Here is a 9,349-nt window from a genome sequence, read left to right as displayed (position 1 = left end):
ACACCCCCCCCCCCCCCCCCCCCCCCTCCCCCCCCCCCCCCCCCCCCCCCCCCCCCCCCCCCCCCCCTCCCCCCTCCCCCCCCCCCCCCCCCCCCCCCCCCCCCCCCCTCAGCCGTCGGGGAGGCGGGCCGGGTCCGCGCCGGATCAGGGATCCAGGCCGCGCACCCGGACGGTCAGCCCTTCCGGGCTGACCGTCCGCACCACGGGCCGGCCGTCCTCCTCGCAGCGGAGCACCGCCCCCGGGCCGAGGCCGCCGGCGCGCGCGAGGACGCCGTCCGGGTCGTCGACGCCGACCACGAGTTCCCACCGCGGGGCGTCCCACCGCGGGGCGGGGGAGGCGGACCCGGGCGCGGCGACGAAGTCGGCGCGGGCCAGGCGGGCACCCAGCGTCCCCCGGTAGAAGTCCCGGGCCCGCTTCGGCCGGTCGCAGGCCAGGACCAGGCGCCGCGGGGCGCCCGCGGAACCGGGCGGGAACCCCCACCCGGCGAACCGGCGCGGCTGCCACAGGGAGAAGGCGGCGCCCACCGGATCGACCAGCGTCGCCGTACGGCCCTGGTCCCCCGCGTCGAAGGGGGCGACGACCAGGCGCGCACCGTCCGCCGTCGCCGCCTCGACGCGGCGGTCGACGTCGTCGACCGCCAGGTAGAAGGCGATGTGGGCGGGGGTCCCCGGCGGATAGACCGGATGCGCGAGATCGCTCACGCCGCCGATCCGGTGCCCGCCGGCGGAGATCCTCACGGCCCGGCGCCGGTCCTCCTCGTCCACCGCGAAGCGCCAGCCCAGGGCCTTCGAGAAGAAGACCGCGGTGCCGGACGGGTCCCGGGTCTTGACGTCCATCCAGCAGAACTCGCCGACTCCACCCGAAGGGGCGCTCATCCCGTACTCCTCCTCGTCGTCGCCGTCCGGGTGCTGGATACCGGGCACCCGGAGGACGCCGCAAACGAGTTTCCGGGGCGGCCGCACCCCACGTCCCCTGCGCGGAGGGCGGCGGTCACCCCTGCCTCAACGGCAGGTCGCAGAGTCCTCCACCGCCCGGGTGTACTGAGTGACCAGCTCCCGCATCGCTGCCGAGTCGTCCACACCATCGGCATGGACCTGAGCAGTGATGAACAGGATGTGGCCGGGACGCTCTGAGTCGGTGCAACGGGCACGTTGCACAGCCCCCGTGCCAGTGAGCAGGGAGTCGTTGTCGCTCGTCAACTCGGCGGAATCCACCTGCGGAACCCCCTTGGCCACGTCAACGACGGTATCGCCTTTCTCCCACCATTCCTGGCTTATTCTAAAGGCTGCTTTACCGTCTACATTCACTTGGCAGCGTTTCCGGCTGGGTGCCGGGTTAATTTCCTGGACTTGGATTTTTTCTCCTGGTGGGAGTAGCTCACCAATAAGATTCGACTCCAGGGAGATTCCGCAAAGGGACTTAGGGACTTCGTAGTTCTTCCCCTTATCGCTTCCTGGGCATCCGGCGAGCATGCCGATCACCGTGATTGTCACCGCAGATTCCGCGAGTCGTCGAGTGATCAACTGGAAAGTAACTCCTTCTTTTCGGGCTCACTGCGGGATGAATAAATGTGGAGTGATATGCGGCGTCGATCAGATTTCTGTCAAAAGGTCCGGTGCAACGCGCTCCATGTAGTCGCCGGCCGACAGGTAGCCTTTAAATGATTCATCTTCCGCCCAGCTGGCAACATCTCCTGGCGTGGCATGGTCGTATGCTCTGGCAGCCTCCCAAGCGGCTCGTCGAGTGTATTTCATATTGCTGTCCTGTCCGTTTTCCCAGTTCTCTCCCATCTTGGAGCCAACGTCGTCCTTAGCACCTCCCTCCAAGTCTTTGAACAACTGCTCCATCACTACGCTGGTCACGGTTCCGGACACGCCTGCGGCCGCCGCTCCAACCGCAGGTGAGGCAATGAAAGAAGTGCCGATTCCGACGCCGAGACCAATAGTCCCCGAGGCGGTGTTCTTCCACTGGGCTACTGAGTGGTCGTATTTTTCGTCCGACTCGACGGCTCCGGACGCTACTGCTTCATTCCGTCCCATCGCCAATGTCCCGGAAATTTCTCCCGACTGGCGTGCGATGGAGCGGACCGTGAGTTCTTCCTCGTGATGGGGGCGTTGACCCTCCGACAAGTTCGGGTTCAAGTGATGTTCCATCAAGTAGGTCATGTACTTTTTCTGACCTACTTCAACTGCAGCATAACCTTCTGGATTTTGACCAATGGTGAAGAGAAATCGAGAGACGTCTCGATGATTCATCTCCGCGGCAGAGCCAGCGATTGGGTAAGTGTTTTTGATCCGATCCCATGCCTGCTGGGCATCTAGATCACCCTTGTCGGGATGTGGATCCACGTCAGTTGCTGCACGGTTGATGTCGGGAAGATATTCAGACGCGATCTGTCCGATGCTGTCGGACATATAATTTTTCCCAGTAAGTCGCTCTGCATCATCCGAAATGGAAGCGACGATGCTTTCAAAAAGCTTTGTTTGCCCTGAGTTGTGTGCAGGGGTATCAGGTGTGGGCAGCTCGCCTGCCGGATGTCCGGTCGTGGCAGCTTCGAGCGCCAAGGCAAGGTTGTTCTGCCCTGTGTGAAGTTCGTCCCCCTTCGAGTCGACCTCCTTGGGCCAATCCCGTTCCTCGAACAGGTACTGGAAGTTGGACAGCGACACCTTGCCCTTCTTGCCGTTGCCGTCCGTGTCCCGTTCGAACGGGTTGCTCGGGTCGTCCTTCGAGACGAACCGCTGGTTGAAGAAGTCGGTGGCCGCGTCCGGGCTGTTGGAGAGGCCCTTGAGGTATCCCGTCAGCGGGTCGGCTCCGCTGTCCTCCCCGATCCGGTTGAGCCACGGAGCCGCGGGGCCTTGGCGCCAGGCGAAATTCGGGTGCTCGCCGTTACCGGTGAGCTTGCGTTCGGTGGCCATGAGCTTCGTGCCGTAGTCCTTGAGGAAGCGGTCGTCGTAGTCGCCGGTCCGCATGAGGTTGCTCATGACCTGGAAACCCATCGGGCCGCCGTGGTTGCCGTGGATCGGCTTGTCGCCGATGTCGATCATCGTGCGCTTCCAGTCGGCCATGGCCGCCGAATCGCTCTGCGTGGCGTTCGCCAGGGTCAGTCCCAGGTTCCGCTGCAGGTCGTCGAACTGGTCCAGGCGATCGCGCCCCAGCGCCCAGTTGCCTCTGCTCGGGTCGCTGATGCCGGTCCAGAACTCCAGTGTCCTCGTGGGACCGAGCGTCGTGGCGAACCGCTCGGCGAACAGGTCGTCACCGGCGTACTTCTTGAGCCCGGCGTTGATCCGGTCGAAGTCCTGAACCGTCAGGTCATGGGGATCCTTCTTGGCGAGTGCGGCCAATTGGTCGGCCTGCCTGAGTGCTTCGGCGGCGGAGTCCCGGTCCGCGTAACCGGCGTCGGAGAAGCCCAGCTCGCTCTGGTCGGCGGGGGCCTGCAGGACGGTCCTGGCCGAGTTGTCGCTCTCGGTGGCCTGGTCGAGGATCCCCTGGATCTCGTCGCGAAGGGCCGTGATGTCGCCCTGGTTGTCCTGGTCCATCGTGCTCCGCGCTTCGGGGGGAGCGTTCGTGGTGACCGTGAAGCCGCCGCCGTGTCCGATGACCGTGAGGTTCTTCTTCCGGCCGCCTTCGATGGCGTCGACGAGCTGTCGGCGGTAACGCTTCAGCTCGCCCACCGTGTCGCTGAGGATCTTGTAGATGCTCTTCGCCTGGGTGTGGGCGTCCGCGAACTCACCGGCCGTCTTGCCGATGAACTCCTTGGACACCTTGGCGTTCACGCCGGCCCAGTCGGCCTTGTTGGCTCCCTTGCGTAAGTTGTCCTCGGCGTCCTTCTTCAGCTCCTCGAGGTTCTTGACGAGCGTCGACCAGTCCGCGACGGCCTCGTCGAGCAGGGTGAAGTCGGCATCGCGGAGAGTGTCGAGTTCCATGGTGTGCGTCCTGGAAGTGAAGAGAAGAGCGGGCTGGAGCGGGTGAGGCGAGCAGCGGTGTGCACGGGAGGCGGCGCAACGGCCTCCTCGGTGCTCCGCTACTCCTGTTTCTGCTTGCCCGGCTCCCCGTAGATGCTGTTCCTCTCGCCCGGAATTCCGACCCGTTCGTCGAACCCGGCGTCCAGGACGGCGATGCTGCTCATCTGACGCCGGATGTAGTCCTCGTCGTCACCGTGCAGCTTCTTCGTCACCCGCATGTGGTTCGCGATGTGGGCGCACGCGTCCATCAGGGACTTGAGCTGTTCCTCCCACCGGTTCGACACGTGCCTGAGCCCCGTGCCGAGCGCGAAGCCCTGCTTCGACAGATCGGCGGCGGCCGAGTCGCTGCTGGGCACGGAGACGCGGGCCTTGTCCCACAACTGGTTGTAGAGCTCGAAGGCAGCCTTGCCGATCTTGGTGAGCCTGTCGTTGGCGACCTTCAGATCACCGTACGAGTCCGGTCTGCCGGGGCCGCCGGAACCGCCGCCCCCGTCCGCCTGGTTCAACTGCATCCGTGGGGAGTCCTGCTGTCGTCGCAGCGCGTCGGCCTTGAGCTGCTCCCACTCGTCCCATGCCATGAACGGCCACCCTCCCCGTGTGCGGGACCGCCCGCGCTCCTGCCGGTCGGACGGTGTCCGGCCGTGCCCGGGCTCCGGCACAAGCTAGCAATCCCGCCCGGGAGAGCTACGGCGCCGCGGTGCCGATGGGCCGGTTATCGCCGTGAGGGTTCCAGGACGGGGGTGGCCGAACACCCCCCGTCCTGCGGTTCGCGGGTGGTGGTGGCCGAGGAGCGGGGCGCGTGACGGGGCGGAATGCCTGGTCATCGCGCTGGTGAACCGAATCGCCCGCGTCTTGGGGGAGGAGTTCGCCGGTTCCGAATCGAGCCGTCTCCGGTGTTCCGTGCGAAGTCGTCGCGTACGTCCCCTGGCTGATTCACACCCGAAGGGGTGAGCCGGCCTCCCGTCCTGACCCGGGCAGGACCGCGCGGACCGGCCCGGCAACCGGGGGCGTTCCTCTTCTCCCTCGCCCCGGGTGCGGTGTCCCGCGTCACAGCAGGGCCGGCGAGACCAGCAACAGGAACAGCACGACGGGGGAGAGGAGCATCACGGCCAGGTGGGCCAGCAGGGTGCGGGTCATGCCCAGGGCGGAGAAGAGCACCAGGCCGCCGACGAGCCAGGAGCCGTAGACCCGGCTCGCGAGGCCCAGTGCGGCCCCTTCTTCCTCCCGGGTGGTGGGATCGGGGAACAGCACACCGGTCGCCGTCAGCAGGAGCACCCCGCACAGCAGCAGGTCCCCCGCCCCGACGGCGGCCGAGACCGGCCCGTCCATCCGACGTGCCCGTCTCCGGAGCCGTATCGCGTTCACGAGCACGGGAGCCTATCCACCGGGGACGACGATGACTCTCTTCCGGAGGTGTCATTCTTGGAGAGGTACGTCCAGGAAGCGCATCCCTGAGAGGCCCCAGATGGCGCGTCCCCCGGCACGAAACCTGCCCCGGTCGTCCGACAGGTTCGACCGCGAGGGGGAGCGGCGCGAGCTGACGGCCCCCGCCGCGTGATGCGGGCGGCGGGCGTCGAACTCTTCGGCCTCGACCGGCTGCGGCTGATCGAGGCGCCTTTGCCCCTGCTGTCCCCCGGGGACCGCCGGGCCATGAACGACGCCTGGGAGGTGGCGGTCCGGGCCAACCCGGCCCTGTTCGACGGGCCGGTGGCCGGCTGCACGGGCCTGGAGCGGGAGGAGCCGGAAGGACTCCTCCTGACCTGGGTGCGGGCGACCTACCGGCTCTACGTCCTGCGCCGGGTGCCGGGCGCGACCGTGCGGCTGCCGTCCCTCTTCGTGGCCGTCGCGCAACCGGCGGACGACGGGCGTCTGCTGGTGGGGCGGATGGCGCCCTGGACGACCTCCCCCGGCCGCTGGCAGCTCCCGGGCGGTTCGGTGGAGCCGCCGCCGGACGGCGCCCCCCTCGACCCGGCCGCCCTGCGCCGCCACGCGGCCCGGGAACTGGCGGAGGAGACCGGCATCGACACGCCCGCCGACGATCTCGCCCTCTGGCAGGTGACCCGAGGCGCGAACGGCAGCGTCGGCGTGCTGTTCCGGTCCCCGCCCCGTCCGGCGGCATGGCTGCATGCGCACTTCGCCGCCCTCACGTCGTCCGAACACGCCCTCGGGCGCATCCCGGAGCTGGACCGGATCGCCCTCGTCGGATCCCCCGCCGACCTGTCCCGCCTCGTCGGCCCGCGGGTGCCCTACCTGGAGCCGGTCCTCCGCCGCCACGGCCGGCCCCGGCCCACCGGCCGGAAGCCCACGGGGTCCGAGCAGGGGTGACCGCGGTGTTGCCGGATGCCGGAAGGCCGCAGCGGGGCCTCTTTGCCGTGCCGGGCGGGCGCGCGGAGCCGGTCGAGCGCTCATCATGGCGGGTGGTCGGACCGGTCGGGCCGTTGACCGGATCGGTCGGACCCCGGGGGACGGTCCCGGTCGGGTGAGGAGAGGCGGGGCGGTGGGGCAGACGCTCGGGTCCGCGGCGGATCTGCTGGGCACGGTCGAGAACGTGTTCATGCTGCTCGCGGCGGCGGGATGCGCAGGGGTGGGGTGGACGGCCGTGCGCCGCCCCCGGGAACCCGTGTTGATCATGAGAGGGCGGCCCGTGTGGCTGGTCCGCGCCTGGGGCCTCGGCTATGTGGTGCTGGGGGTGGGTCTCGCCGCGGAGGAAGTGGGCCGGCTGGTCGGGGAGGAGCCGGCCTGGCCGATGCCGTTGATCCGCTGGATCGCCGGGCCGCTGGTGGTGCTCCCCCTGCTGGCCGGGGCGGTCTGGCGGTGGTGGGAGCGCCGCACCGGCCGGGCGGCGGGCGAGAGGGGGAAGGGGCGCGTGCGAACCGGCGAGCCTTCCGGAGGGGGACGGCCCGCGTGACCGCGCGCCGTCGGCCGGTCGGGCCGGCGCGTGGTCACGGGCGGCGGCGGTCGGTCATGCCGGTCAGGGAGTTGTGCACCGAGGCGGGGCTGTAGTCGATCCGGTCCTGCTGGGCCCGCGTGCGCCGCTGCTGCTCGATGAGGAGGCCGTCGGCGTTCTCGGTGGGGCCGTTGCCCCGGCGGAGGAGCACGATGACCAGGACCAGGGCGGTCGCGGCGAACAGGCCGAAGAGCAAACCGAGTTCGAACACGGGCAGGCCTTCCTGGCGGCTGCGGGGCTCCCGAGTTTACAAGGGACTCTTCCGGGGGCGGAGGGGAGTTTCCGCCGAGGGCCGGAGGCAGCGGCGTGCGGGGGCCGGCTCGGTCGTGTCGGTCGTGCGCGGAACGCCGACGGGGCACCCCGGGCGTGCTGCCCGCAGTGCCCCGTCGGCGGTGGCTTGTGTGGCGCCCGGTCCGCGCGTCGCTGCGGGTTGCACGCGGACCGGGGCCGTTCGGGGGAGCCCGGCGGGGGGCTCAGCGGGACGCGAGTTCGCGCGGCTGCAGGACCGCCGCGTGCGCGTCCATCCGTTCGGCGGCGAGGATCGCCACCGCGGTGTCGGCGCGCGAGGCGGCGACGACCAGGACGCGGCCCGCGAGGGCGTGCGCGCGTCGGTGCAGAGCCGTCGCGTCCGGCTCGCGGCCGGTCGTGGTAGCCGGCGCACGGGCCGGCACCCGTCCTCCCCGCAGGCGGGTGACCTGCTCGGCGAGCCGTCCGGCCGCGGCGTCCAGGTCGGCCGAAGGCGCCACCACGCGCAGCTCGTCGGTGACGGCGAGCAGCGTGGCGAGGTGTCCCGCGAGCTGGATGTCCAGCTCCTCCTCGCGGGAGCGGTGGGGGAAGTCGTGGGGGGTGCCGGCCATCGTGCGGTGGACCGACTTGTCACGGATCGGTTCGTACATGGATGGCCTCCTGGGTACTGACAGGAAGCCATCCTAGCTTAGATTTCGTCTAAAGTTGATTCGTGCACAAAGTCGAACCGCCGGTCCACGCAGGGTGAGCGCGGCTCGGGTCAGGGCTGGTGGTAGCCGTCGAGGAAGCGGGCGATCCTCCCCACCGCGTCCCGCAGGTCGGTGACCGAGGGCAGCGTCACCACCCGGAAGTGGTCCGGCTCCGGCCAGTTGAAGCCGGTGCCCTGGACCACCATGATCTTCTCCTGGCGCAGCAGGTCCAGGACCATCTGGCGGTCGTCCTTGATCTTGAAGACCTCGGGGTCCAGGCGCGGGAAGAGGTACAGCGCCCCCTTCGGCTTCACGCAGCTCACGCCCGGGATCTGGGTGAGCAGCTCGTAGGCGGTGTCCCGCTGCTCGCGCAGCCGGCCGCCCGGCAGGACCAGCTCGTTGATCGTCTGGCGTCCGCCGAGCGCCGCGACCACGCCGTGCTGGCCCGGCATGTTCGCGCACAGGCGCATGTTCGCCAGGACCGTCAGGCCCTCGATGTAGGAGTCGGCGTGCGCGCGCGGCCCGGAGATCGACATCCAGCCCACCCGGTAGCCGGCCACCCGGTACGCCTTCGACATGCCGTTGAAGGTGAGGGTGAGCAGGTCGGGGGCGACGGAGGCGGTCGGGACGTGCCGCGCGTCGTCGTAGAGGATCTTGTCGTAGATCTCGTCCGAGCAGACCAGCAGGTTGTGGCGGCGGGCGATGTCGGTCAGGCCCTTGAGCACCGCCTCGTCGTAGACCGCGCCGGTCGGGTTGTTCGGGTTGATGATCACGATCGCCTTGGTGCGGTCGGTGACCTTGCGCTCCACGTCGGCGAGGTCCGGCATCCAGTCGGACTGCTCGTCGCAGCGGTAGTGCACCGCCGTGCCGCCGGAGAGCGAGACGGCGGCCGTCCACAGGGGGTAGTCGGGCGCGGGCACGAGCACCTCGTCGCCGTCGTCCAGCAGCCCCTGCATCGCCATCACGATCAGCTCGGAGACGCCGTTGCCGATGAAGACGTGCTCCACGTCGGTCTCGATGCCGAGGGTCTGGTTGTGCATGACGACCGCCCGGCGCGCGGCCAGCAGGCCCTTCGCGTCACCGTAGCCGTGCGCCGACGACACGTTGCGGAGGATGTCCTCCAGGATCTCGGGCGGGCACTCGAAGCCGAAGGCGGCCGGGTTGCCGGTGTTCAGCTTGAGGATGCGGTGACCGGCCGCTTCCAGCCGCATCGCCTCCTCGAGCACCGGGCCCCGGATCTCGTAACAGACGTTGGCGAGCTTGGTCGACTGGATCACCTGCATGGTGGGAGCTTACGGCCGTCTCGTCCCCTTCGGGCCGTGTTCTCCACCACGTGGGACGCGTCGGATCGGGTGATCGTGCCCGCCGGCCGCCGTCTCCCCGGGCTGCACACCGACCCTCCCCCCGCCGGGCCCCCGGGGGGGGGGGGGGGGGGGGGGGGGGGGGGGGGGGGGGGGGGGGGGGGGGGGGGGGGGGGGGGGAGGGGGGGGGTGTAGTGAAAGGG

Annotated in this window: 10 protein-coding genes; 2 read left to right on the top strand and 8 right to left on the bottom strand. The window is 69.5% G+C overall.

Annotation, left to right across the window (positions count from 1 at the left end):
* Positions 1-144: 144 nt before the first annotated feature.
* The 5 genes from ACZ56B_RS22135 to ACZ56B_RS22115 all read right to left on the bottom strand — a co-directional run bounded on the left by ACZ56B_RS22135 (position 145) and on the right by ACZ56B_RS22115 (position 5,292).
* Entirely contained in the window at positions 145-924 is a 780-nt protein-coding gene (locus ACZ56B_RS22135) for a VOC family protein (protein WP_468793192.1), read from the bottom strand.
* 78 nt (positions 925-1,002) lie between these two features.
* The gene (locus ACZ56B_RS22130; RefSeq protein ID WP_468793189.1) at positions 1,003-1,524 is read right to left on the bottom strand and encodes a hypothetical protein; all 522 of its coding nucleotides are present in this window, start codon (positions 1,522-1,524) and stop codon (positions 1,003-1,005) included.
* Between the two features lie 69 nt (positions 1,525-1,593).
* A complete protein-coding gene (locus ACZ56B_RS22125; RefSeq protein WP_468793187.1) occupies positions 1,594-3,924 on the bottom strand; it encodes a hypothetical protein in 2,331 nt (776 codons plus the stop codon).
* Between the two features lie 98 nt (positions 3,925-4,022).
* Positions 4,023-4,541 carry a hypothetical protein gene (locus tag ACZ56B_RS22120; protein WP_468793183.1) on the bottom strand — a complete coding sequence of 173 codons (519 nt, stop codon included), beginning with the start codon at positions 4,539-4,541 and terminating at the stop codon, positions 4,023-4,025.
* A 469-nt stretch (positions 4,542-5,010) separates the two neighbouring features.
* Complete coding sequence (locus ACZ56B_RS22115; protein ID WP_468793180.1) at positions 5,011-5,292, bottom strand: hypothetical protein; 282 nt, start codon at positions 5,290-5,292, stop codon at positions 5,011-5,013.
* A gap of 228 nt (positions 5,293-5,520) precedes the next feature.
* Between ACZ56B_RS22115 and ACZ56B_RS22110 the strand changes: the two genes are divergently transcribed.
* A complete protein-coding gene (locus tag ACZ56B_RS22110) occupies positions 5,521-6,288 on the top strand; it encodes an NUDIX domain-containing protein (protein WP_468793239.1) in 768 nt (255 codons plus the stop codon).
* A 172-nt stretch (positions 6,289-6,460) separates the two neighbouring features.
* Positions 6,461-6,871 (top strand): hypothetical protein, encoded by a 411-nt coding sequence (locus ACZ56B_RS22105; protein WP_468793177.1) that lies wholly within the window; start codon positions 6,461-6,463, stop codon positions 6,869-6,871.
* Between the two features lie 34 nt (positions 6,872-6,905).
* Here the strand turns inward: ACZ56B_RS22105 and ACZ56B_RS22100 are convergent, their stop codons facing one another.
* The 3 genes from ACZ56B_RS22100 to ACZ56B_RS22090 all read right to left on the bottom strand — a co-directional run bounded on the left by ACZ56B_RS22100 (position 6,906) and on the right by ACZ56B_RS22090 (position 9,128).
* On the bottom strand, positions 6,906-7,121 hold the full coding sequence (locus ACZ56B_RS22100) for a hypothetical protein (RefSeq protein WP_468793174.1): 216 nt from the start codon (positions 7,119-7,121) through the stop codon (positions 6,906-6,908).
* Between the two features lie 262 nt (positions 7,122-7,383).
* Positions 7,384-7,806: an SCO4983 family protein gene (locus ACZ56B_RS22095; protein ID WP_468793171.1), complete on the bottom strand. Its 423-nt coding sequence runs from the start codon at positions 7,804-7,806 to the stop codon at positions 7,384-7,386.
* A gap of 110 nt (positions 7,807-7,916) precedes the next feature.
* Positions 7,917-9,128 (bottom strand): pyridoxal phosphate-dependent aminotransferase, encoded by a 1,212-nt coding sequence (locus tag ACZ56B_RS22090; RefSeq protein ID WP_468793169.1) that lies wholly within the window; start codon positions 9,126-9,128, stop codon positions 7,917-7,919.
* Positions 9,129-9,349: the final 221 nt, after the last annotated feature.

The organism is Streptomyces sp. NPDC034670, from assembly GCF_055574875.1.
This window is presented reverse-complemented; position numbering and strand designations above follow the sequence as displayed.

What these genes read in the sequence shown, in the direction of transcription:
- ACZ56B_RS22125 (WP_468793187.1), bottom strand. Translation starts at nt 3,924, where the DNA reads ATGGAACTCGACACTCTCCGCGATGCCGACTTCACCCTGCTCGACGAG.
- ACZ56B_RS22120 (WP_468793183.1), bottom strand. Translation starts at nt 4,541, where the DNA reads ATGGCATGGGACGAGTGGGAGCAGCTCAAGGCCGACGCGCTGCGACGA.
- ACZ56B_RS22115 (WP_468793180.1), bottom strand. Translation starts at nt 5,292, where the DNA reads ATGGACGGGCCGGTCTCGGCCGCCGTCGGGGCGGGGGACCTGCTGCTG.
- ACZ56B_RS22110 (WP_468793239.1), top strand. Translation starts at nt 5,521, where the DNA reads ATGCGGGCGGCGGGCGTCGAACTCTTCGGCCTCGACCGGCTGCGGCTG.
- ACZ56B_RS22095 (WP_468793171.1), bottom strand. Translation starts at nt 7,806, where the DNA reads ATGTACGAACCGATCCGTGACAAGTCGGTCCACCGCACGATGGCCGGC.
- ACZ56B_RS22090 (WP_468793169.1), bottom strand. Translation starts at nt 9,128, where the DNA reads ATGCAGGTGATCCAGTCGACCAAGCTCGCCAACGTCTGTTACGAGATC.